Origin of the sequence: Microcystis sp. LE18-22.4A (assembly GCF_027531105.1) — a bacterium.
Taxonomy (GTDB): Bacteria; Cyanobacteriota; Cyanobacteriia; order Cyanobacteriales; family Microcystaceae; genus Microcystis; species Microcystis aeruginosa.
Map to the genome: position 1 here is coordinate 1 of NZ_JAPZRB010000244.1, position 24,892 is coordinate 24,892.

The window sequence follows — 24,892 nt, forward strand, 5'->3', positions numbered from 1 at the left end:
CTTGTTCGGGTGTTGGGTAAAATCGAAACGAATAGGCTTTTTCCATGTCTCACATTTTAGCATATATTTCGTAAACGATGCTCATATTTAACAGTAAAGCCGTCGTAGAACGACGGGGTTTCAGACCCAAATTTTCGATGACACTTTATGGGGAGAATCGGGAAATGATACCTTATTAGGGGGATTAGGAAATGATTATCTGAGTGGTGGTAATGGTAATGATCGCTTAACCGGCTCTACATCTCGATCTTTTAACAGCAATGAGTATGACACTTTAGTTGGGGGGGCTGGATCGGACATTTTTGTGCTAGGTAGCGGTGCTGGCAACTATTATCAAGGTAGTGGTTATGCCCTTATTGTTGAATATGTCGGCATACTAGACCGTATTCAAATTAAGAATACTGGTTCACTTCGCCTATCGTGGGAAAATCGGGCTGGTACTTCTGCTTTAGATACAGCCATCTATCAAGGAGGTGACTTAATTGGAGTCGTTCAAGATAACACCAGCATTTCGTTAAACAGTTCTTACTTTCAATTTGTTTAGCATCGCCTCGTAGGTTGGTTTCTATAAAGAAAACGAGTTTCTTTAAGAAACCCGTTTTCTGTGCTTGTGCTTTTATTGTTCCGCAAATAATAATCAACATTTGGAGATATAGCGTTTCTGATTCACAAGAGGTACATTCCCGATCCTGAACAGCTTAATCAGCAAAGGTTTAAGTGTGCCGCACAGATGCGAGAAACGCTATAAGTAGCTGGTTATAATTAAATTAAAAATGGATTTTAGGTTCGATCCCCCCTTAATCCCCCCTTAATAAGGGGGGGATCTGATAATTTTTAACGCCTACCTACTTAATAGGTTTTTAAGAACCAATAAATCTCACTTTTTCTACTCCTTCAATCATCTCTAAGGCCAATTGTGCAGAGGTAAATGAGCTACTATTGTCCACTTGTTCTTTAATCCTGTCAGTAAGTGAATTGATATCTATAACTCTTTTTTCTGAATCTTTCCAAGGAATATTATCAACCTTTTTGTCAATTTGCTGACCATCTAAGTTTTTTAATTTTTTGTAAAAGGTTTTATTCTCATCATCCCAGTCTAGTCCAAAATGTAAGGTTTCTGGTTTTTGGTGAATATCTACCGTTTTGATCTCCCCCTTAAATAAACAAATTAAAACATTAGCAGAAAGACGTTCCATCCGTAGTAATTCAATCTTCTTGTCTTCATCAACAGGTTGATCATTATTAACAACTTCATTATAACCATCAACGAGTAAACTTGGCCAACCTGACACCACATCTGAACGGAGTAAAAAACCAGTTACTGTGGGGTAATTGTTAACAGCAAGATTTGTTTTATTTTCTTGATCATGTTTATGATCTGATGTAGTTACTCGACCAATACTAAATGCTCCATCTAATAAGCATTCTATCCAAAGGGAATCAAGATAGAAGAAACGAATTGATTCTACAGGTAACATAAGTTCATCGGGAACGAGATAATTAAAGGGTACACCTTTAAGAAGACTTAAATCTTCAAACCAATTATAAATACTCTCAGGAAGTTCTGTATTAGGTTGATTATAAACAGGTAAATGAGTTTCGATATTTTGTAAGCTTTGTCTATGAGTGCGTTTCCAATTATAGAGACTAACGGATAAATTTTTACTCTGTAAAGCGAGTAATCTTCCTAATTCCCAAGCAGCAGAGTATGAAACATCAAACATACCATTATCAGGATTATATATGATTAATTCATCTGCGGTACGAATGGGTAAGGTGATGTTATTGTTAGGGTTGTTTCCTGTGATTAAAGGACTATGATACCAAGAGAAGGTTTTCCCTCCTTGTCGTAAAAAATGGGGTAGGGGAACATAACCCATAGATAGATATTTTTCGGCTTCAGTATTATTAACTTGTGGCAATCTTAGGGTACTAGGTTCTCGGTTAAGATGGGTCAAAAGTCCTTGAAAACTTTGCTTTTCATCAATACAAGAAAAACTCCAACTTTTTAGGCTAACTAAACGAATCTTATCATTATCTCCTGCTCCCTGAAAATCAAAACCGTTATTATTATAACGTCCTTCTAAAGAAACCAGATGGACGATACTTCTGCCACTTTTTTGAGGAAGTCTATTACAAATAATAACGGCTAATTCATCGCCGATTAATTTTCCTTGCTCATCTGTTCCTTGACGAACATGAGCAAGATAAGTTAAGTCTTCTTTAGTGGGTAAAATTTTTTCTAATAACTGTTTCTGGACATCAATAATTATTACTTTATCGTCTTCATGTTGTCCACTTTCTAGGCTAAAATTAGGAAATTTAGCAGTATAAATATTAATATCTTTTAAGGTTTCTAGGGTAATAATTTTGGATTCGGGGTTTTCTGTTTCTTCAAATAATAATAAAGCTAACCAAGCAGTATCATTATTATTACTAACAGATTGACGTTCCCAAGGTAAGGTACTACGGTTTAGGATAATATGGGGTAAAACATTGGAATGTTCCCCTAAGCTACCATCAGGGGGAAATACAGCGTGGATGTCTGTAGGTTTTAATTCAAAGCGTTCTCCTGATACAGTAAAACGAATAGGTTTAGTTTTCTGGTTTGTTGTAATATCTGTTGTAAAAGTAGTTCTAGGTATTTTTGCTCCACTTTCTATGGTTTGTGTAACAGTAATTTCATAGTCACCATCTTTTAAAGCTGGTTGATGATACTGAATAAATTCAATTTTAGTGGGTTCAGTTGTGGTGGTTTCTGGCATTTTTGACTCCTTTAATAATAATTAATTAACTAAAACTCCAATTTTAGGTGAACCTAATAAATTGTCGGCAATTGTTGCACTGAGATCAATTTCTTCACTGTTTAAATTGAGTGCTTTTAGTAAATTTTCTCTAGAGTTTTTGACGGCGTTATCTACAATAGTGCTACTAATATCTTTAGTGGTTTCCTCCTGAAAAGTGCCAATTGTCTGCCAATGATAAGCATTATCAATCGAAACAGGGCTAAATTGTAATTCACTGCGATTAATGGCTTTGGTTGCTCCTGTATCTGGTTGTTTTTTAGGTTTAATTTCTAATCCAGATAGGGTATTTTCAATAAATTGATTACCATTCAAACTAGGGGTTAAAGATTCGCCCCAAAGTGCGACGGGAACTTTTTTAAATAGGGGACTACAAGCAAAATATTCGTCAAATTCTGCTGAACTTAGAGACTTGCCATCTCTCGTTACACTAATCGTTAAGGTTGAGGTTAATTGACCAGGAGTGACCGCCATGGGGCCAATGCCAAATTGGGTATTAATTCCCTGAGTATTAAGATTAACATGACAAGTTTTAATGGGAATGACTGAATTAGTGACTAAGCAGAAATCTTTAGGATTAATGATCCCTAAATCTGTTTTATCATCTTGATTAACTTTTCTGACTAAACCCTCTTGAACAGTAATACTACAAATAGCATCATCAGCAGGGAGAAAAGAGGTTTTAAATTCTTTCCATTGAATGGCTGTGGGTGCTTGCGAGGCACTGCTACCAAAGCGCACATCAAAGGAAATAATCCAAAGATGAATATGGGCAATCCCTGTAAATTCGGGTCCCCAGATGTGTAAATCTGCCCCTAATTGAACAGTAATATGATGGGTTCCAAAAAAGTGGAAAGTATAGGACACTCCCATATCAATATAGATAGAAATATCATAGTGATAGGGTTTCCAAGACATGAGAAAATCTGCCCCGGCGTTGAACCAAGCGCTCAGAGGACCACTATTCCAAGTAGCTTGGAGGTGTCCCCCGGCCATGATAGCGGAAGGAGTCAAGGCAAAATAAGCATCTGCTTTGAGGTAAAGTTCACTGCTAACTTGCCAATTAAGCCCAAGGCGAGGTACTTTCGGGTAATGGTCTGGGACTTTAAAGAGGGGATGATAACCCCCTAAAGTGAGGACAAAATCTCCCTCATGGACGTTAGGGGCAAACCAGCCATAAAAGGCAAATCCTCCGGTGAGATGACAAGCTTGAGAAAGGATATAAGAGTTAGGAGTAAGTTGGGCAATAACGCCGATAAATCCTTCGGCGGGCAGAAAACTGGCTTTGAGGGCTAGTTGTACCTCGGCAACTGGGGGGACTCCTGCGCCTACATTTGGGGGGGCGATGAGGGTGGCTAAACCAAGTATATTAAGTTCAAAACGATTACCAAAAGCGACGGTAAGCAGGAGAAAAGAATCAATTAGTTTAAAAGAGGTGAATTTAATGCCGATGGCGAGGAATATTTGCCCAGTTTCGGGGGGGATATAGTCTCGGAGTTTGGTTAGTTCTCCTGTGAGTCGGGCGGCTTGGTCTGAGTTAGAACCCTCAGCCGGAGGAGGGTTAACCGCTTCGGCGACGAGGGGGAAGGTGGCAACTTGGTCAATGGTGGGGACTTTGAGGGCGCGGTTATAGCCAAAGCCGGCGGCTAATCCGGTGACGAAGAAGAAGGAGGGGCCACCGATGGGATAGTCGAGGAGGGCGTAGATAAAGAGGGAGGGATGCCCATCAACATAAGCATAGGAACCGATGGCGGAAAGTTTGAGGGCTTTGCCTTTGACGTTAAATTTGATAACGGCGGCCCCGTTGTATTCGTCGTAGGTTTTTCCATCTCGGGTAACTTGGGTTCTGAGGAATGCGCCACCGATTTCTAGGGTGTCGCTGCCTTTGTAGTCGATGCCGATGCCTTTAAGGTCAAATTTGGGGTCAAATTGATTGAGGGGGGAGTTAACGGCAAGTCCATCGAGGGAGAGGGAAAGTCCGGCTAGGTTAAGACTAGCATCTAATAAAACCCAGATTTTTGAGTCTTGGTATTTCAGACCAATTCTTTGAAAGTGGACGGGACCCAAGCTTTTTTGCAGTGTAAACCATTTGGTACTATCACTAATTGGGGTGGGAGTAGAGGAAGGGGTGACGACTGGGGGAGAAAGGTTATTATCCCGTGGGGGGGTTGTTCCTTCTATTTGACCCGTCTGTTTATTGATGGTGATGGGGAGTTCTAATTGTTGGATTTCGCTTCCGAATTGAAGCGAGGGGATAAGGTCGAGACGTTGGTTAATATCGGTGGTGGGTAGTTTAATGCCTCCGTCGGTATATAAAGTGTTTAAGGCTTGTAATTCTGGGGCTGTAAAATCAGCTTTAGTTGCTAAGATTTGTAGGGAAATTTTCAGGGTTTGATTGGGAGGAAATTCTTGTCCGACTAGGGGTAGGTTAGAGAGGTTAATGCCACCATCAATATTTAAACCAAAGAGAAAGTTAGTTAAGGTTTGTTGTTTAGAATAGGCAAATAGGGCATCTTTTAGGCTGATTTCTAGTCCTTCTGGTATATCATCTTTTAACTGAGAATCAATATAACCAATCAGGTCTTTAATTTTTATCGTCTGGTCATTATGGTAAGCGGCGAGGAATTTGGTAGAGGTTTGGTCAGTATCGAAAATGAGGGCAAATTTTAAGCTCCCAATAGTGATATGTCCATCAAAGTGTTTTTTATAAGAGCCGTCTTGTTGTCGAGTGATATTAATATTGACTGTAATATCTACTTGTTGATTATTAATGGGAAATTTGGACTCGCAGGCAAAGGTAAAGTTTTTGCTGTTGGTATTAAAGGAAACATGAAAATTAAGAATTTTTAACTCTACAATGGCTGTGGGTAAAACAATTTCGCCAAAAAGTTGAGCCAAATTATTAATCAGTTCACCTATGGGCATTTCTTTATTATCTTCTGTGCTGGAATAAAAATCCCAACCACCTCCAAATGCTAAATATTCAGCACTTGTATATAATTCTACTCCTGCTAACTCTAATACCCCTCGAATTGAGCCAGTGGTTTCCCCTACTTGTTTTGTAATCTGAAGATCAAATTCTTTAAAGACTAGATTAATATCTCCAATTTTTAACGTCCAGTCGCTCATAATTGAGGCATATAAACTGTATTTTCCTAGTCCTGGTTGCGCCCCAATATTGAGAGCAGTAATATTAATCTCAGGAAAACTATCAGTAACAACAAAATACTTATTAATAAGAGATTTTAGATGAATAGGAGTATTGGGAGAAAGACGACCATGAAATTCAAAATTAGGTAAATAAGCCTCAATGCTGAAAGTTATTTCTTCAATAGTAATATGACCCTGTATAGCAACTGCTCGTAAGGTTTTTGCTTTCAAATCTACCTTTAAATAGACCCCATCAATAGCGATCGCGTCTAATCCTATGGTTTTCAAGCCAGTGGCAACACTTTTTTCTAAACTTTCTCCTCCTATTAATCGAGCTAAGGTAGCTAATCCGGGTAGTATATTACCATTGGCTGGAATAATCTCAATTTCCCAGTTATATTGTCCTTGTAACGCTAAAGAAACTTCGTATTCTTGCTCAATCAATAGATAGGCGTGGATATTGCCCCCAATTGAAGACCGAAAACCCGATCCGGCTCTAAAACCATGCTCAGAAGTCAATGTAATGCCAACTCTTTCTAAACTGGCAAGCTTATCAACTATTGGCCAAGAGACATTAAGGTCGGAGGTAAAAGTAAAGCGAGTCAGAGTATAGCGAGCAAACCCAAAGGAAAAATTAAAGGCTGTTAGGGGGACTTGACCAACAAATAGATCCACTTCAGCAGGTAAATAGGCTGCCAGTTGATTATGACTAATCAAATCAGCAATTTCTACTAATCCAATAGTATTCACTGATGATGGTTGCTTGATTTGACAGTTAATCTGATTGCCTTCTGCCAGCAAACCCGTTAAGGTAATCGTGATTTGTCCTACGGTTAAAGTCCCTTCAAGGTTTAAAGTAGCCTTAAATATCCCACTGACTTGGGTATAAATTAAGACAATTTGGGACAGATGAAAGATTTCGTTTTCCGTGCCTCGAATCAACCAATCTTCATTAGCACTACCTGTCAATGTTAGCGTTTGAGCAGTATTGTTGAGGGTAGAACTAACCTGAGACAGAGCAATTTGCCGATTCGGTAAACTAGCTAAAAACTCAGTAAACTGCTGTGAAGCACTATTATCGGTTGTTAGTACGAGATTCCCCTCCTGGGTTTGTTGATCAAGTTGCTGCTTGAGTGCGCTTAAAGTGGTAATGTTTTCCATTAGCTGAACCAAGAGAATGAGCAGTTTAAAGAGGTCTTAGCTGATTAATAACAGTGAGCAATATTATAGTTTTTAGTTTGCCCCATATCACCCCTGCATTGAAACTGAAGATTGAACAAATCATTGGCAGGAATAGTAGCTGATATCTCAGCTGCATTAGCCTGATTCGTAGGTAATGGATCAGGAAAATTAGCTGCTTGGAGAGCCGCCAGTACTCCTTTGAAAACTTCATGAGGGACTCCTTCATAATAGGAAGCAGCAGCGACTGCTCCAGCAAGAGCCGCTAGATTGTTAGCCATTCCCGCGGCGATCGCTGCCTTAGTCGTTACCCGTGCTGTTGTTGCCGCATCAACAACGGCCACAGTCGCCGCAATAGCCGCAGCGATCGCCGACCCCTGAGCTACAGTTGCTCCTCCTGCAACAGCACCCATAGCCGCAGCAACAGCATAGCCAGCATCATCAGGATTCATATTCGTGGTATTATAGACCGTTGCAGCGGCATGACCGGCTGCATTTGCCGCATTTGGGGTTGCCCCTGCTAAAGTGGCGGCCTGACTGATAGCATTTGCATTACTACCAGTCATGGCTGCTCCAATTGCTTCAGCAGCGCCGTTACCCAAAAAACCAATTCTGTGTCCTCCATCTACTTGAGCGGCTGCCGTACTTACAGCATTGGCATTTCCCCCCCCATTGCGTGTCTGTAAAGCCGTTGCAATAATACCAACATTGTTAGTGTCCAAACCAACCCAAGCGGTATAGTCTAATGCCCTGGTAGCCGCATCTTGAAGTGCGCCGACTGCGATGGCAACGGCAACAGCAGTCCCATAGACAGTCCCTTTATCGGCAATTGTGTCAATTTGTTGTAGTGTTAAGGCTATCCCAACAGCTTGAGCAGTATGTTGGGTTGCTGCTTTTATACCTCGATAAATTTGTCCTTGAGGGGGTCGCAGGGATTGATTTTCTGTAATAGTTAACTTAATATGCCCAGGGGCTGGAGGAGCCACAGATGGATTACCTGCTGTCTCTGAAGCGTCACCTCCGTATCCTGTAGGTGGATTATTATTAGGGTTTTGATATCCAGTTAAATAGTAACGGATAGGACGTTGAGGGGGTGGGGGTGGTGTGGGAGGATGTTCATGATAAACATCATTGGTCGAAAGAATGGGAATCTCTGGATAACCATCAAGAATATTTACGGTACGCGCTGCTGGATGGCTATATCTTCGGTTAGGTTCTGAGGTAGAAAGAATTGCTGCACTCGGACGCAACTGGTTGATGAAAATCCTAGAAGAGGAGGTCTGAGCACCATGATGACTCGTTTTCATGGCTAGAACTCGCCCTGCCATATTATTGGCATTGTTTACTCTGTCTCTTACACCTGGCTGCAAAGGTGTCTCAACAGCGTTATGATTACGACAACCATCCTCTTGAAACTGGGTTAAATCTCCAGCAACATAGTATTTAAAATTATTAAATTGAATTAAAAGTCCAATACTCTTAGCATTATCATCGTTATTTTCCTGATCGGCAATTGTAGCATCAGACATTCTGGTAGGACCATCAAAAATAGACAATTCTGAAACATAACGAAAACCGCCATCATTTTGTAAAACGTATTTATTCGCCGCAATGCAAGTTATCGTTGGAGCATTAGCGGGGACTACCGAATTAAAAGCAGGACGACCATTGAGTCCATCACCTCCGTTGCCCCACATTAGTTCTTTACCCACGAGCCAGTAGGGTACTAAATGATTAAGATAAGCGTCAGGAGGATAGGGAATTGTAGCTAGATTATTAACATCATACCGAACAATATCCAAACTATTAACAGATTGCGTAGCTCGTATTATATTGGGTTTTGTTGCTATAGCATCAATATATTTTGTATAGTCAGTGTCTGGCTGATTATGATAAGTTACAGGAGTACCATCTGCTCGTATTTTTGTTCTGGGTTTTCTTCTTTTTGTTCTGGTTTTTCTTCTAAAATACTTGTCATCATTAGGAGGTTCACCAAGATCGTAAATAATGGAGTTATCATACAGGTTTGTTCCTTGTTCGTTTAGCAAAGTGTGAATCCCTGCAAAGTGATCTTCGTCGTAGTGGGTAACGATAATAACATCAACTCGATCAACACCGATAGTTGTAGTTAAGTAGTTATGAATAATATCTGCTGATCCAGCTTTTCCTCCATCAATCAAGACAGTTTTCTGAATATTGCCGTTGTTGCGGGCAACGACAATGGTTGAATCTCCTGATCTTTGAAGATCGATGTGATGGATTTCCAGTTCCCAAGGCATCTTGTTCCTCTTTTCTGTTAATTTAACATTGGTTTAAACGAATCTATTAGGCGATCACTAATTTACTTTTGCCCTTGAAAAACTTGTTCAGCCGTTAAACTTAACTCAGGAAAAATTAAAGACTTATTAATTAAATCCTTTCCCCTAAATTGTTGTACTTGATACTCCCCATCGATCAGTTGATAAATAGAAAGAGTCGGTTGTTTTGGCTGTCCAATAAAACGCACTCCACCTATGCCTAAATAATCTACAATCCAATATTCCTTAATACCCATCGCCTCATAATCAACTAATTTATAACCATAATCATCCCGCCAATTACTACTAACAACTTCAATGACTAAAGGAATAGATTCCCCATTAATAAGAGTTGATTTTTTCTCCCATAATGGCTCATTGATCAGATTTTGACGATTAATTAGTAACAAATCTGGATTATAACCCGTTTCCTTATCCTTTAACTTAACTAAAGCTTTCGGCGGAATGCGATAGGGTAAATTCATCCTCAGGTATTCTAAGGTTAATTCTTGGGTAAGAAAGCTAGTAATATCCTCATGTTGTCCTGTGGGTTGCATCTCGATAATTATTCCTTCATGTAATTCATAATGGCGATTTTCCGGTAGCCATTCGATAAACTCATCAAAGGTGATTAATTTTGGTAATAATTGAATCATAAATAAAGTCTCCTATTTTACCCTTCATCTAATTCAAAATCAACTCTTGCATACAAATCTTTCAAGGAAATTTCAAACTCATCTGAAGCCAATTTTAACAGAGATTCTTCTCCTTTATAATCACTAAAAATCCATTTACCATCCCCCTGCTTAAAATATTGAGTTGCATAAAAGCGATATTGATCAATTAAAATATATTCTTGAAACTCGGGAATAGAACGATAAAATTCAAATTTATCTGTCCGAACGCCTACGGCGCTGCGAAGCAGATCATAATCTCTGGTTGAGCGAGAAAGAACTTCGACAATAATTAAAGGATTTGTTACATTAGTTATCCCTTTTCCTTCATAGATAGGTTTTCCCTTAATAACCATCACATCAGGATAGGTATAAAGACGATATTGAGGTATCCACAAGCGGACATCATTCATATAAACATAGTAATCTTGTTTTTGAATGTTGAGAGGAAATCGCTTGTAAAAATTCCCTGCAATTTGATTATGATTCGTTGTCCCTCCCGGCATAACTACAATTTCTCCATCTCGGTATTCATGTTTGTCTGTTGCTTTTTCCTCTAAAGTTAAGTATTCTTCGGGGGTATAGTATTTTTTTTCTGTTTGCAGGATCATGATTGATTACCTCTTGTAATTTCACTAAGAATATCGAGTAATACTTGTGCTGCGGAAACACTTTGACGAGCTTTTAAAAGTAATTCAATAATGTCATGGTTAATCATCCTCTTAGGGTGGGGGGTGAATTGGAGGCGATCGCTTAACAAGTTTTCCCGATTTACCCCGTCATATTTATGATCATAATTTTAGCAATTTGTTTGAGAATTTGCAATATATCCTCTAACTGATTTCTCCGGGGTAAAAGCAGGGAAAAAATGTTAGAAAAGTCATATTGAGGAACGCCTTGAGTCAGCATTTTAATAAACATAAATTCATCACCGTTACCTATCAAACCGTAGACCGGTATTTGAGGGTTAGGATTTGCCATCATGTAAGTCATTATTTGCGGTAATGCAACGGGAAAAGCAATGGTAGATTTAGACTCAATGATTAACACCCACAGTTGTGGAGCAATAATTAAAGTATCTATTCTCCCCCGTAAGATTTCCTCCTCTTCTTCTATTTCTAGCTCAACACTTGCTTCCGTGGTGACATAGAAAGGTTCATCATATAAACCCGCTAATGTCAGTAAAGGAGAAATGAGTAATTGATTGATAACTCCTTCGGTGAGAGAAACTCGTTTTCTATGACGTAAAAACCGTCTTTTAATTTGCTCTAGGGTTTCTTTTTCTTGATCCGTTAGTTCAGGTAAGTCCTGTTGCCATTCCTGAAAGAATAGCTCATTATCTGTAGGAGATAATTTAAACTTTTGTTCAAGAGCTTCTAGAGTGGTAATAGTTTTAGAAATAGGGTAAGTCTGTATCATAAGAAATTCCTCTGAGAATTGGGGGTGGGATGGGAGGCGATCGCTTTTTATGTTCCATCATTTTTTAGCTAATTTGGAGCAAAATAAAAGGCTATAGCTTCATAATATAGGCTAACGCATAATAGGGTGGGATGTTGTTATGTGCTTGTCCAGCACCACTTTGATTGATAGCCAAGTTATGAGTATGTTCCCCCTTTCCCCCAGTCGGTGCTGAATTAGGAGTCCATTGTGCCACAGGGTCTCCGTATGTATAGGCGTAGCTGTTTGCATTAGCCCAATTATTTGCATTGTTATAAACATTTGCTTGTATCATTCTCTCCTGCCCCCAACCTTCTCCACCACCACCACTATCCGTTGGGATGATATGCCGGTGCTGACTACTTTCTGCTGTTCCAGTATGTCTGTGAGGAGGCATTTGTGCTTCGGTTAGGGTTACAGTAGCCTGACCCCCAGTAGTCTTAACTCCATAGTTAGATCCTGCACCTACTATAAACCGATCTCGCAAATCGGGTGTACCATTCTGGCCATCACATAAAGCCCAACCAACAGGAATTTGATTGACATCCCCAGCCCACATTATAATCATTCCCCTTAAAACGACTGAAGTATTACCATAATTCAACAGTTCATAGTAAGTTGTTTTCAGATGAGCATTAAGTCCTTTATGGGGTTGACAGACTTCCATTGCTCCCGCTCGTCCTTTGACAAATAAGAGAACATAGGGAGAACGCTCAGGAAATTCACCTTTTTCTGCCTCAAAAGCCCTGAAAGCCTTAATGGAGGTCAATAAAGTTTCTGCAGCTCCACCTCTAGGAGCATTCCTTATAGCATCCCAACTAGCTACTGCAACAACATCACCATTAGCAACATTGTTTTGATCATTAATCCAATTTGCCCAATCATTCCAATAACTTTTATCGGCAAAAATATCATGAGAAGTGCCTTTTTTATAACTACCATCAGGACGAAGAATAACTGTATTTAATCCCCTGTTATTAGTCATAGTAATTGCAACATTAGCAATTTTTAAAAACGTATTATTTCCTTCGGGAGAGTCAAAAGCAGAACCTCTTAAATAAATCTCATAATTTTCATAAATCAGAGGATTTCCACCTCGGTAAATTGTGCCGCTAACATTGAGATCGCCTCCCTGTACGTTTAATTTGAATTTCCCTGGGTCGCTGATACCAATCCCTACATTACCTTCCTTATATAAAATGGGCATTTTCTCTATGGTGCAAATAAAAGTTCCATCCCAATAACCCGGAATATTTTCATAGCGTATATAAAGATTGGTCTGACCGGAAGGAAGAGAAGAAATGATATTGTTAATTGTTAATTCAATACCCTGTTCCTGTCGTAACTCAACGTTTTCTTCATTTTGATTAGTTATTGTCCAAGTTGGCGATTCTCCTTGAGTCTCTTTAACAATTTTCCACTCCTCTATATGTCTTGCCCTCAGTCGAAAATCTTTTCCTTGAATCCCTATTCCTTGTACCTGACTTGTGGTTCCCAAAGCCCAATCCTTATTTTGATTTGCTTCTTGAACATCAAAAGAGATAATAAACTTAGAAGCTTGATCCCCCTTACTATCTGGAATCAAAGGAATAGATTTATCTTTTAATACATTAACAATTCGCAAAGTTAACTTATTTGTCGTTGTGCCATCATTCAAAATCCGATTAGAGCCTACAAAACTGACATGAAGCGGAATATTTTTCTTCCCTCGATGATCGATAACGCTGAGTTTTTTTTCTCGATAATAATGAGTTAAAGTCTCTCCTTGATAAGTAAACTCTGGACATAAAAACTCAACTCTGGTTGTTCTCGCCCCTCCCGCTGCTGAAGCACTGACGTTTGGCAGGGTTAAAGTAACGACCTCATTAGCTGATAAAGTAGTATTAGTTGTTAAGAAATAGAGAGAAACTATCCCATCTGCTTGAGTAACAGGAGAACTCATACTCCAATTACTTTGGGGTTTTAAAGCCAATTGCTGTAAAGATTTAGGCGATAGAGTATCAGGTCTAAATCTTAATTCAAAATGATAATTATTTTGAGTAACTGCTCCACTTTTTGCTGGTAAATTAATCTCTTGTTCTGTATCATTTTGAATTTCAAAAACCAGTTCTTCTCCCTTAGTATCATTTTCAATAAAGATAACTGACTCTTGATCCTCTCCTTCATATAAATTAAAATCAAGAGGATAGGCAAGATTAAAAGCGGTGATCGCAGTTAAATCATCATTCATATCCTGTTTAATTTCTTCTGGGAATAATGCCTTATTATAGATGCGGAGATGAGCAATTGTTCCCGCAAAATAGTTAGCATAAGCTTCATTGCTTCCTCCTCTACGTGCTAGATAAAGAGGTGAATCATTTTGTGTTTGAGATTGGGTTGTATCATCCGTACTATTTTCTTCATGTCCATCTAAATAAAGCCGTAACTTGCTACCTTCTTTCACAAAAGCAATGTGATAAAATTGCTCACTATTAAGTTTAGTTGTGGTGGTGATAGAGGGATTATTAGAACCATCATATCTTGCCGCACAGATTGTTTGGTTATCAGGAATATATCTGATGACATAGGGATAACCTCCACTACCATTCCATTTTTCAATAATATCGTTGTCACCATTGGTTTTAAATGGTTGTTCTTTGGCTATTTTTATCCAACTGGCAACGGTAAAATCTTGATTAGTTGCAAAGTTAATGTCCTCTGAATTAGGAATTTCTATATAGTCTTGTCTTCCATCAAAAATGAAACAACTGCCAAAATGTTCATCACTCACAACTTGGGGACTACCATGAACACTATATTGGCTCTCAGTAGAAGCCGAAATATTCTCACTTAAAGCTGAAACATTCTCGCTTAAAAAAGCACTACGAACTCTTTGATTGTCTGCATCGGGGATAATGGTATCTAGTTTTAGATGTAAAACTAAGTCATTGCTTGCGTTACTCATAATTGATACTCCTTGGTTTAAAAAATTAGCGGGTGAATCTTGAATAAAATTAGGGATTAGGACTATTAGGGTTTGGTGGCTCTTTTTTTAGGCTTAACTTTAACCATCCCTCTCGAATTTCTTGCTTGCCAGAGAAGATCGCATTAACATTAGTTTGACCTATTTTATCAGCAGTTGACCATTGTTCCTTTTCTTTCTCTAACCATGACCACTGATAACCAACTTCATCAGGTAAAACTAAATTAATTTTACCATAATCTGTCAAGATAGGAGCAGAGAAGAAAGTAATTTCTATTTTCTCTAACGCTTGTTGATATTGATCCGGGGGAATATCAATCGATTTCGTCGGTAAAATTCCGGTAGTTGCGTGAACTTTTCCTCTGGGATCTATAAGCATGGTTAACAGGGTAGGAGGATCTTTTACATTAAGATCAATGTGCCAAGGATTATTAGCATTATGAAATTTAATAGCAGGATGATTAATTCCCTCTAAATCACTTTGAGGGGCATAAAATATATCCTTGAGACTTCCATTATCCCCTTCCAACCAATAACCTAATAAACCATCATTTAACTGTTTATATTCCCCTAAACGAATTGGAAACTTGACCTTTTCAAAGCCATCCGTTTCTCGGAAATTACGTCTTAAATCTTGCCAAAATACCCCCCAATCTTGGTTAATAGCTGGAAGTCCCTCTAATTCCAAATTTAAAGAAGCTCTGACTACGGCAATAGGTCGTCCCATTAACAGTGCTAAACCTTGATTTTGCGCTGAGTTTTCGGGATCAATGTTTTCTAAACCACTATCTAAAGCCGAAATAAAATTAGACAAAAATTCTGCCCCCTGCTTAATAATATAGTTAATCACTTTTTGTAAATGATCATCAATTTTATCAAAGGGGATAACCGTATTTTCCCCCGGCGCAGCTTCCCATTTTGCTAATTGATTAATCGAACCCAAAGCCTTACCCTGATTATCATAGATAGCGAGACTATTATCTAAATTATTAGGCAATATCCAGCCACAAATAGGAGTAGTAGCTGGATGACTATTCATTTCCTGTTCCCCTTCAATTGCAGATAACCAACGGAAATTAATGCGCGCTGGTTGTACCAAACGAGGAGGTAAAGATATCAGATAGGGACTGCCCGGAGTCGTCATCTGTTCAGGAGTGATAATATTTCTAATATCTAAATCCTTCACCTGTCCAAAAGTATCCACCAACCGTAACCGCAAAATCTTCATTACCCCTGAGCGAATTGGGTTAAAATCATTTAAAGGTTCTGGCGCACTACGGACACTTTGTTGTACCATTTCTTTTATTTCATCTGTAAAAGGCTGATAATCATTAAATCCTAAAGGATCAGCAATAGGTAACTGTAACGTCTGTTTGTGCATCAATAAAGCCTCGTTAAACCCTCCTAAAGCTTGAGATAGACAATTTAGGCTTAAAAGATTTTGATAAGCTCTAATGGCAGTATAAATGGGGTCTTTAGCTTTTTGATCCGAGAGTAGATTAGTGAAAATTAAATTAGGATTACTAGGATCATAACAGGGTTTTTGCTCATACCAAGCTTGAATGGCTTGAATCTTTTCTTGTTGGTCTAAGTTGGTCAAAGAATTTGGTTTGTCCTTATACCAATCTTGGATTCTTTTTTGGTAAGCTTCTTCTTGTTCAGACAGGTTGAGTTCGTAATATTCTTTAGCCTCATCAGGTAATTGTTTCTTTAAATAAACTTCTATTTTTTCCTTAAGCTTAATTCCGGCATGGGGTGTTAAAATACTCCGACCACTATAAACATTAGCAGCTTTAAGAACAGCCCCCTTTCCGTACTGTAAAGAAAGCTCTGGCTCGTTTTCTTTCAAGGTATAATTACCCGTAATAAACTCAGCATCATATTGATGATTATAGATGCCATGATTACAGCCATTTTGGAGGGGAAAAACTTCTACCTCCCACTCTAGTAAAAACGGATGACAAGGTTGTTCTTCCCAAGTGTTAAAGCCAATATGTTCCCCTTTTTTATTGTTTTCTATCTGATCAATTTTACCGAGAATAGACGAAAATCCATTGAGAAAAATGTCCTCTTCCTGTTGTAAAATCTCACATTCTAACAGTCCATCATCCCTCAATCTTCCATCTTGTCCATGGCGAATGGTGGGTTTTACCCCTTCCCCCGCCATCAAGATAACCGGTTCTGTTGGTTGCCAATAACGGGAACTGGCAATAGGTTTCAGGGTGTAAGGTGGTGGAGCTTTTAAAATTAGTTGAGGGAAAGAAACTTCTAAAAGCAGACGATTCCAACGGACTAATTCTTCTTCAGTACAATTAATTAAATCGGGTTTGTTCGGTAATAATCCTTGAGGAATCGTCTTGAATACATTTTCTTGGTAAAAATCTCTTCTAGTCAAAATTAAATTCAAGGTAGCTATAATTTCTCCTTGATTTTTCCCTGCAATTTTACTGGCCAAATCTGGGATTAACTGCTTAATTATTTTAATCGGCTCTGTTGTTTCCTGTTCTAACTGATTAATCAATTTTTCCCAATCTAAAATATCACTAACTTTTAAGTTACACTGGGTAATATTTGCTTGAGTGATCGCCTGTTGTAATTGAGTTAAAGATTCATTCAATAACTTTTTATAATTCTCTAGATCATTCAGTTTTGCCTTTAAAGGTTTAATTCCCTTCTCCTGAATATAATATTTAACTTCATCAATATCAGGATACTGAGCGGTGCTACCTTGGGGGGGATAAGCACTTAACATATACTTATACCAATCAGAAAAGAGTTGCCGACGCATTGACTCAATTTCATCGCAAGTGCAGTCATATTTCTGTTGAGATAGATTAAGCTGATTCAGTTTAGGAGCTATATTATCGGGTAAAGTAACTTCGCTCTGAGCTTGAGCATCTTCAGCATTTGCTGTTGTAGTGTTTGTGCTTCCTAAAGTAATTGTCCATATTGTGCCAGATGAGACCGCATTAAACCCTTTTTCATGGCGTGCTTCCTCAAACTTAGCCGTTAGATCCAACTGCCGATGTTCTAGACTAGAAGATAGGGTTAAAGCTTCTAATTGATCTTCAATAATAGATTGAGAATTGTTGTCAATTTTTTGACCTAAATAAGCAGATAATGCCTCCGTTCCCGTATTTCCTACAGCCACTTCTACCGAAATTTCTCTCTCTGTATTGGTTGAAGAAGCAAACTTTAAGCGGGCATAGCAGAGCATTCTTTGAGGTATTTGTTCATTGCTTTTAACGGGAATGTCCCACTTGAATTCTTCTTGTATCGCTTTGATTAATTCTTGTGTAGTTAATTGAGATTTTGATTTGATGAATTGATTGAAATAATCCTTTTCTAGGTCACTATACCACGCAATCACATCATACTGTAACCCATCAGTATTTTCAGGAGAATAATCATCATAAAATCCAAAAACGCTGTGACAATTGGGATAAAAAGCCGCAAAAGTCGGTTCACCATAACCTACGGCAGTTAATAAGGCTAAGTATTCAGCCTTGGGATCATTTTCTAACCAAGCTTCTATAGGCAGTTTGCGACCTAAATAGCGAAATGGTTGATGATTACCATTACCATTTTTTATCTCAATGGGATAAGCAATACTACCTAACTGCTCCCCTTCTCCTTCCCGATAAAGATAATCACTCTCCACTACCCATTGACGTTTTTTGCCGTTAAGAGTGCGTGTTACTAACCAGCGATTAGGAACTGATGGGAAAACTGTCTTTTTATCGCTATCTTGAATCCCTTTTGTTAAAGCATCGGGTAACGCCCAATGTAAATGGATTCCTGCTTTCAGGTAAAGATTTTGATTTTGAAAGGGTTGGGAAACAATCTCCTCGCTGATATGAGCAATATTCGGATTTACGTCTCTTTTTTGATTAAAATAAGGAATTATGCTCAAATCTGCCATCGCCTCTACAACTAGGCGATCTCTTTTCAGATAGAGAGCATCCAAATGAACAGGAATCATTAAAATACTATTGACCATGTTCTCATTAGGATTACAAGCATTTATTTTTGCCCCGATTATAACAGGTTTAGTTTTCTAATGTTAAAATATTCAGTTTTTATTCACAAATCAGATTTATTTTTTCGGGTGCATCTCACCTTGGCAGAAATACCGACAATCAGCAATTATCAGTCACTCTTAAACTGTTATAAATGTATGACAACCGCGTGTAAGCGTCCCACCGAAAAGCTAATGTGCGGGGGAGGGTGGAGGGTTAAACCCCCCAAGAGCCAAGATTGAGTGATAAAATCGCAAGTAACGACCAATTTTGGCAGCGAGTTTCCCTTTAAAAATCCCACATCGACATGAAAAATCAATTATCTCAGCTTTATGAAACTGATTTTAATTTGTGGCTTGAGCAAACCGTAAATCACTTAAAAAAGGGCAATTTAGAGGCACTCGATTTAGATAACTTAATCGAAGAAATATCCGATATGGTACGTAATAATAGACGGGAGATATTCAGTCGTTTAAAAGTTCTCTTGATGCACTTACTTAAATGGCAATATCAACCAAAAAAACGAACTAATAGCTGGATAAATACCATTGATGAGCAAAGAGAACAATTAGAGCTTATTTTTAGGGATAGTCCCAGCTTAAAACCCTATTTAGCCGATATTTTCGCAGAATGTTATCAAAAAGCAGTGCGAGGGACGGTAAATGAAACTAATTTACCAAAAGAAACTTTTCCAGTTGATTGTCCTTTTAGCCAAGAACAGGTTTTAAATTGGGATTATTTTCCTGGAAATAGCTTTTGAACAATAGCAGTTTTATGATAAAATTGCCCGGCTGTCAAGACTGATTTTTTTCTTGCCAAATAGCTAAGGCCATTTGATGAACAAATCGCCAAGGTAGATGATGCTGACGGGCAATAGCGGCACAATCTTCGTATTCTGGTTGTACGGTAATCGGTTGATTAATTGACTCTTTGTAGGCAACTTTTAGCCGAATTTTACCATAGACAGTATCGATCGATTGTATCTCTCTTTTTAAGATCGATCGCTCTTGAATTGTCCTTCTAATGCCTAAAGTTGTGGTTTCCTGAAAGATCATATTTTCACAAATAGCAATTTTATCCAAGTCACAAATTACTGTCAAGAGTATCCCTAAACGAGATTTTTTCATATTAATTGCTTGACTAAATACATCCAAGGCACCCACTTGTAATAAAGACTCACTTAAGTAGGCGATCGCTTGCGGATTTAAGTCATCAATTTGAGTTTCTAAAACTGCCACGGTTTCCCTTTCATCTAGCTTTTCTGGTGTTTTTTTCCCTAACCAAAGCCGGACAAGATTGGGAATCGGTAAATCTTTTGTCCCTGCTCCTAAACCGACCTTTTCTAACTGCATTTTCGGCGGTTTACCGAAACTTTTAGCTAAAGTTGTCACAATAGCTGCCCCCGTGGGTGTTACTAACTCCGCTTCGATGCCATTACTATAAATTGGTACTTGTCGATTACTTAACAATTGTACTACTGCTGGCACGGGAACCGGTAAACGACCATGGGCGGCCTGAACTGTACCGCCGCCAGTGGGTAGAGAAGAACAGTATAATTCACTCACCGATAGCCAATCCAAACCCAAACAAGTCCCGACGATATCAACAATGGCATCGGTTGCTCCGACTTCGTGAAAATGCACCTTTTCCGGTGCGATCCCGTGAACGGCTCCTTCTGCGATCGCAAGTTGTTGAAAAACCGCTAAACTCCATTCTCGGACTTTCTGGGGTAAATTTGCCTGTTTAATTAAATTTTCGATCTCCGGTAAATGGCGAGCGGGGGTATGATGGTGATGGTGGTGATGATAATCGGACTTCTCGGCAGTGACATCGACGTGAACCTTAGTAGCAATTTGACCGCGACGATGCACTTTTTCGGCCCTTAACTGATATTCATCCTCGATTCCTAAAGTTTTTAGTTGTGCAATCAGGTATTCTAGGGGGACTCCTAAATCTACTAATGCCCCTAAACACATATCCCCGGCGATTCCCGTGGGACAATCCCAATAGGCGACGATTTTGCTATCATGGCTACTATTTACTCTCTCCATCCCGAAAATCCCCAGCAACGTTCTATCCAAGAAATCTGTCATGCCCTTAAAAATGGGGCAATTATGCTTTATCCTACCGATACTGTCTATGCGATCGGTTGCGATCTCAATGTGAAATCTGCCGTCGAACGAGTTCGCCAAATCAAGCAACTATCTAATGATAAACCCTTGACGTTTCTCTGTTCTTCTTTGTCGAATATTTCCGAGTACGCAGTGGTCAGCGATTATGCCTATAAGATTATGCGACGAGTCATACCCGGTCCTTACACTTTTCTCTTACCGGCGACTAAATTAGTGCCGAAAGTGGTGATGAATCCGAAGCGGAAAACCACCGGTATCCGGGTTCCCGATCACGTTATCTGTCGCACTATTCTCGAAACCCTAGAAAATCCCATTATCTCTAGTTCTGCCCATCTTCCCGATCAGGAGGGGGATTTTCCCACCAAGGGATTAGAATCCGCTAGGTTATTCGATGCCCTCGATCATATAGTTGATTTAATTATCGAAGATGGTTCGGCTCCCGGTTCGGAAGTGTCAACAATTGTTGATTTTACCGGCGATCAACCGGAGATTGTGCGTCAGGGTTTGGGTTGGCCGGAATTACAACAATGGTTTTAACGAAGGCAGGGGGCAGGAGTCGGGAGTCAGTATTCAGGAGATAGGAGATAGGAGATAGGAGATTATTTTTATTTATTCTTCCCACACCCCACACCCCACACCCCACACCCCACACCCCACACCCCACACCCCACACCCCACACCCCACACCCCACACCCCACAACTTCCCACTGATAACTGATAACTGATAACTGATAACTGATAACTGTATCGGTTATTGCGACTTTTTATTTCCTGAAAACCGCCTTGTGTAAGCCAAGTTAGTTGCTTAAGATAGAGGTAATCGCAGTCAGAGAAAACCTCTCAAGGAAATTATTACTATGGCTTTCGCTCTTTATTCTCCCTTCCTAGAAATTAATTCTGTCCAACGTCAAATCGATCAACTTTTTCAAGAAGTATTACCGACAACTTCATTGGTATCTCGTCCCCCGGTGGAAATCTCCGTTAACGAGGATTCCGTGGAATTAAAAATCGAATTACCCGGTGTGGATATTAAAGATATCGATGTGGAGGTTAGCAAGCAAATGGTGGCTATTAATGGGCAACGTGAATGCGCTGCCGAGGTAAAAAACAGCGAATTTTATTATGGTAAATTTAGTCGCTTGATTACCCTGCCAGTAGAGGTGCAAAATAGCCAAGTTACCGCTAACTATCAAGACGGTATTCTTTATCTCACCCTCCCGAAAGCGGCGGCAGAAAAAAATAAAGTGGTTAAAGTTAATCTTGGTTAGATGAGAAAAAGACTGGAGAATTTCTCCAGTCTTTAGTTTTATTTGTGGTCGCTAACTGTTAATTGGATTCTTTGCCATTTAGGTTGACGGGACGGGGCTGAATAACACCAAAACCGCCGTGATTGCGTTGATAGATAACGTTGATTTCGTTAGTGTCTTTGTTGCAGAACATATAGAAATCGTGATCGACTAATTGCAATTGTGTTAGCGCTTCCTCAATAGTCATCGGTGGCATGGCAAAGTATTTCATCCGCACTACTTCCGCAGGTAATTCGGGAGTGCGATCACCAATTAGGCTATCATCTAAGGGTTTCTCTTGCACCACCTCGCTAGTTTTAACGGGGGCGTTGGTGCGATGATCCACCAATCTTTCTTTATACTTGCGGAGTTGACGAGCGATTTTATCAGAAACTAAATCAATACTCGCGTACAAATTTTCGCTTCCTTCTTGAGCGCGAATCACTGTTCCATTAGCATAAACCGTTACCTCCGCTTTGTGGCGATCGGGAATGCGTGCATTCTTTTCCACGGAGAGGTGAACATCGACCTTTGTGGTTATGCCGTTAAAATGTTTCACCGCTTTCTCCAGCTTTTGTTCCACATAATCATGAATAGGTTCGGTGACAGCGATATTATTGCCCTGAATCAATAGCTTCATACTCACTACTCCATCTAAAAATTTTGCTATGGACTGCCCACATCAACTATTTTTAAGGGATGTTGATGCCAGGAATTTAATCCTCAAAAAAACTGCTCGATCGCGCTGTTGATTGAAAGTCAATTAGAGGTCACAGTCTAGATATTGTCGGTGTTCTCGTTCTCTTTTTTTTGTCGGATCGCGCGGAAAATTCATCGGGTCGAGCGCCTATTTGCAACTGGATTTATCTACCTCTATTCTAACAAGTTTCTTTAAACCTTCTCTTAACAGAAATGCGAAGTTCTGTTAACTTTCATTTAAAGAAACTGATTTTTGCCGCCAGCAAGGGAATCCGGTGATTGTTTCTCCTGTTCGACGGTTAACCTCGGAATAGATGGGATAACCTTAGATTAGCACTTAGTATTCTCCCCAACATCTATATCTTCCCTTCTTTTAATTTTCCTTTGCGCTCCTTCACATTTCTTAAATAATTTGACAAATCTCGCCATGAATGCTCAAAAAATACCTCGTCTCTGTGGGCTAAAAATTCGGGCAATTACGCCCTATTCTTTGGCAACAGCGATCGCTGGTGGGGCGAGAATTGCTAATCCCGACTTACCTGATATCCTGCTAAGTAGGGAGGCACAATTATTTGTAGGATGGGTTAGCGGTAGCGTAACATGAGCCGGCGTTGGGTTTCATGCTTCAACCCAACCTACGTTCATCTTATATTTAATTCCACCCACCCACTTAATACTGGAACAGCCCCCGTTTATACCCTATCCATTAGTCAGCTCTTTCTTAACAAAAAGAGAAGAAACTTAAAAAAAGGGGAAACGATTGATAGCTATAGTTTTGAAACAAGGAATTAAGGTGGAGGTAAGCAAAAAAATGGAGAAATGGGCAGCCCAAGAATTACAGTATGCAGACCTAGGGGACACGAGAAGGGGAGCGTCTCATTTATGCAAGCGAGTAATTATACTTGTCCCTAAAACTGGTTTCTAGCAAGGCTTTCAAAATAGCTTGACATAAAACCTGATTTAGGGGTTACAAAGGTGAGATGCTCCCGCTTATTAAGGGGGAATTAAGGGGGGATCAATTGTTGAAATAAACCCCAAAGTTCTCAACTCAATTGTCCTGTTTTGACTTCTTTTCTTGAGATAGTTTGCGCTGGCAGAAAGCACCAAATCCTAATAAACCTAAGCCTAAAATTGTGCTAGGTTCAGGGGTTGAGGCAATGACAAATTTACCGCTATTAGTATTGACATCACTATCATTGACACGAAACTCAAGAACAGTGTTATTAGCAATACCCGTAAAGCCTACATTTGTAAAGATACTGGATAAAGGCACACCAGACAATGATAAATTTGTTGGTGGATTGGCATTGCCGAAACCATTAGCGGCATTAGCTGGGAATAGGCGAAAAAATCCCAGTGTGTTATTACCAATGAGTAGAGAACCAGATGGTCGACCTCCTGGACCGGCGAAAACTTGTCCCGGACTATTTCCCGTATGTGTTAATGAGGGTGAGACAATAACACCTGCGGCATTAGTAGTAAATTGTCCAAAATAGAGATCTACTGTTCCAGACACATTAACACTTAAGGTGTCTGACGGGAGAAAGTTTTGAGAAACCGTGAAAGTTGGCCCAGAAAAAACATTAGTCCCTAAAACAGTTGTGTTGGGAATAATTAGCTGAGCAGCTTGAACTGGTGATATTGCTAGAGTGCTAAAAGCAATGGCAGAGGAAGCGATGGCTAATTTTGATAAGCTATTCTTGCCTCCCCCCCGACAATCAATTAGTTTTGCTAATGTCATAACTAAATGCTTCCTAAAAAATGGCCTTTCGGTTGCTATAATAGCATTTTTGTCTGTAGATGTCAAGCTCTTGCCGTTAAACTTATCAAATCTTAAAAATACTCTAAGTTACTTATAAAAATAAAGGTATGTTAGCGACAGCGTAACACGCCCTACTTATCGCTCTCTTACTCAAAGGCAAAAGCACTATCTTCTTCATGAATCGGCAAAATTCAGTAAAATAGCAATAGACTAAATCAGAGAGAAAAAATTAGCTGTGGCAACTACATCCGAAGACGTATGGCGACTCTTAGCCGAATTAGCGACTGCTCAAAAAGAAACCGACAAACAACTGAAGGAGACTGACCTACTATTGAAGGAAGTTAGTCAGCAACAGAAGAAAACTGACAAACAACTCAAAGAATTAGGTCAGCAAATTGGGGGACTCGGTGCCAAATTCGGCAGCTTTACCGAAGGACTTGCCCTTCCCTCAATGGAAACGATTCTCAGACAACGCTTTGGTATGGAAGTT

The 24,892-nt window shown here is 39.4% G+C and carries 17 protein-coding genes and 1 pseudogene; 6 read left to right on the plus strand and 12 right to left on the minus strand.

Annotation, left to right across the window (positions count from 1 at the left end; genetic code table 11):
• Positions 1-46: helix-turn-helix domain-containing protein (locus tag O9295_RS27365; protein WP_353737100.1), on the minus strand; the 46-nt coding region annotated here is incomplete at its 3' end.
• A gap of 84 nt (positions 47-130) precedes the next feature.
• Here O9295_RS27365 and O9295_RS27820 point away from each other — a divergent pair.
• Positions 131-544: a calcium-binding protein gene (locus O9295_RS27820; protein ID WP_502846498.1), complete on the plus strand. Its 414-nt coding sequence runs from the start codon at positions 131-133 to the stop codon at positions 542-544.
• Positions 545-860: 316 nt separating this feature from the next.
• Here the strand turns inward: O9295_RS27820 and O9295_RS11230 are convergent, their stop codons facing one another.
• The 8 genes from O9295_RS11230 to O9295_RS11265 form a co-directional block, all read right to left on the minus strand.
• A complete protein-coding gene (locus tag O9295_RS11230) occupies positions 861-2,765 on the minus strand; it encodes a hypothetical protein (protein WP_288032984.1) in 1,905 nt (634 codons plus the stop codon).
• A 21-nt stretch (positions 2,766-2,786) separates the two neighbouring features.
• On the minus strand, positions 2,787-7,115 hold the full coding sequence (locus tag O9295_RS11235; RefSeq protein ID WP_288032985.1) for a DUF6603 domain-containing protein: 4,329 nt from the start codon (positions 7,113-7,115) through the stop codon (positions 2,787-2,789).
• Positions 7,116-7,159: 44 nt separating this feature from the next.
• Entirely contained in the window at positions 7,160-9,412 is a 2,253-nt protein-coding gene (locus O9295_RS11240; protein WP_288032987.1) for an MBL fold metallo-hydrolase, read from the minus strand.
• 62 nt (positions 9,413-9,474) lie between these two features.
• Positions 9,475-10,086: a Uma2 family endonuclease gene (locus tag O9295_RS11245; RefSeq protein WP_288032988.1), complete on the minus strand. Its 612-nt coding sequence runs from the start codon at positions 10,084-10,086 to the stop codon at positions 9,475-9,477.
• A gap of 17 nt (positions 10,087-10,103) precedes the next feature.
• Positions 10,104-10,715 (minus strand): Uma2 family endonuclease, encoded by a 612-nt coding sequence (locus tag O9295_RS11250; protein WP_002758908.1) that lies wholly within the window; start codon positions 10,713-10,715, stop codon positions 10,104-10,106.
• A gap of 160 nt (positions 10,716-10,875) precedes the next feature.
• Entirely contained in the window at positions 10,876-11,523 is a 648-nt protein-coding gene (locus O9295_RS11255) for a hypothetical protein (RefSeq protein ID WP_002758911.1), read from the minus strand.
• A 91-nt stretch (positions 11,524-11,614) separates the two neighbouring features.
• The gene (locus tag O9295_RS11260; protein ID WP_288032989.1) at positions 11,615-14,485 is read right to left on the minus strand and encodes a LamG-like jellyroll fold domain-containing protein; all 2,871 of its coding nucleotides are present in this window, start codon (positions 14,483-14,485) and stop codon (positions 11,615-11,617) included.
• Positions 14,486-14,534: 49 nt separating this feature from the next.
• A complete protein-coding gene (locus O9295_RS11265; protein ID WP_288032990.1) occupies positions 14,535-18,503 on the minus strand; it encodes a hypothetical protein in 3,969 nt (1,322 codons plus the stop codon).
• Between the two features lie 326 nt (positions 18,504-18,829).
• On the opposite strand from O9295_RS11265, the gene O9295_RS11270 reads away from it, so the two are divergent.
• A complete protein-coding gene (locus O9295_RS11270; RefSeq protein ID WP_288032991.1) occupies positions 18,830-19,282 on the plus strand; it encodes a DUF29 domain-containing protein in 453 nt (150 codons plus the stop codon).
• 34 nt (positions 19,283-19,316) lie between these two features.
• Here O9295_RS11270 and larC read toward each other — a convergent pair whose 3' ends face one another.
• Positions 19,317-20,573 (minus strand): nickel pincer cofactor biosynthesis protein LarC, encoded by a 1,257-nt coding sequence (gene larC, locus O9295_RS11275; RefSeq protein ID WP_288032992.1) that lies wholly within the window; start codon positions 20,571-20,573, stop codon positions 19,317-19,319.
• Between larC and O9295_RS11280 the strand changes: the two genes are divergently transcribed.
• Together O9295_RS11280 and O9295_RS11285 are read left to right on the plus strand one after the other, a co-directional pair.
• A complete protein-coding gene (locus O9295_RS11280; protein WP_147070256.1) occupies positions 20,550-21,191 on the plus strand; it encodes an L-threonylcarbamoyladenylate synthase in 642 nt (213 codons plus the stop codon). The two genes, larC and O9295_RS11280, sit on opposite strands and share 24 nt — an antisense overlap.
• Positions 21,192-21,512: 321 nt before the next feature.
• A complete protein-coding gene (locus O9295_RS11285) occupies positions 21,513-21,923 on the plus strand; it encodes an Hsp20/alpha crystallin family protein (RefSeq protein ID WP_288032993.1) in 411 nt (136 codons plus the stop codon).
• A 58-nt stretch (positions 21,924-21,981) separates the two neighbouring features.
• Here O9295_RS11285 and hpf read toward each other — a convergent pair whose 3' ends face one another.
• Positions 21,982-22,581, minus strand: a complete 600-nt coding sequence (hpf, locus tag O9295_RS11290; RefSeq protein WP_147070251.1) for a ribosome hibernation-promoting factor, HPF/YfiA family — start codon at positions 22,579-22,581, stop codon at positions 21,982-21,984.
• Between the two features lie 486 nt (positions 22,582-23,067).
• On the opposite strand from hpf, the pseudogene O9295_RS11295 reads away from it, so the two are divergent.
• Positions 23,068-23,202 (plus strand): annotated as a pseudogene (locus tag O9295_RS11295) (lipoyl(octanoyl) transferase LipB); the annotation flags it as partial.
• Between the two features lie 486 nt (positions 23,203-23,688).
• Here the strand turns inward: O9295_RS11295 and O9295_RS11300 are convergent.
• Positions 23,689-24,381 carry a PEP-CTERM sorting domain-containing protein gene (locus O9295_RS11300; protein WP_288032994.1) on the minus strand — a complete coding sequence of 231 codons (693 nt, stop codon included), beginning with the start codon at positions 24,379-24,381 and terminating at the stop codon, positions 23,689-23,691.
• A 256-nt stretch (positions 24,382-24,637) separates the two neighbouring features.
• Between O9295_RS11300 and O9295_RS11305 the strand changes: the two genes are divergently transcribed.
• On the plus strand, positions 24,638-24,892 hold a 255-nt coding region (locus O9295_RS11305; RefSeq protein WP_288032995.1), incomplete at its 3' end, for a DUF3782 domain-containing protein.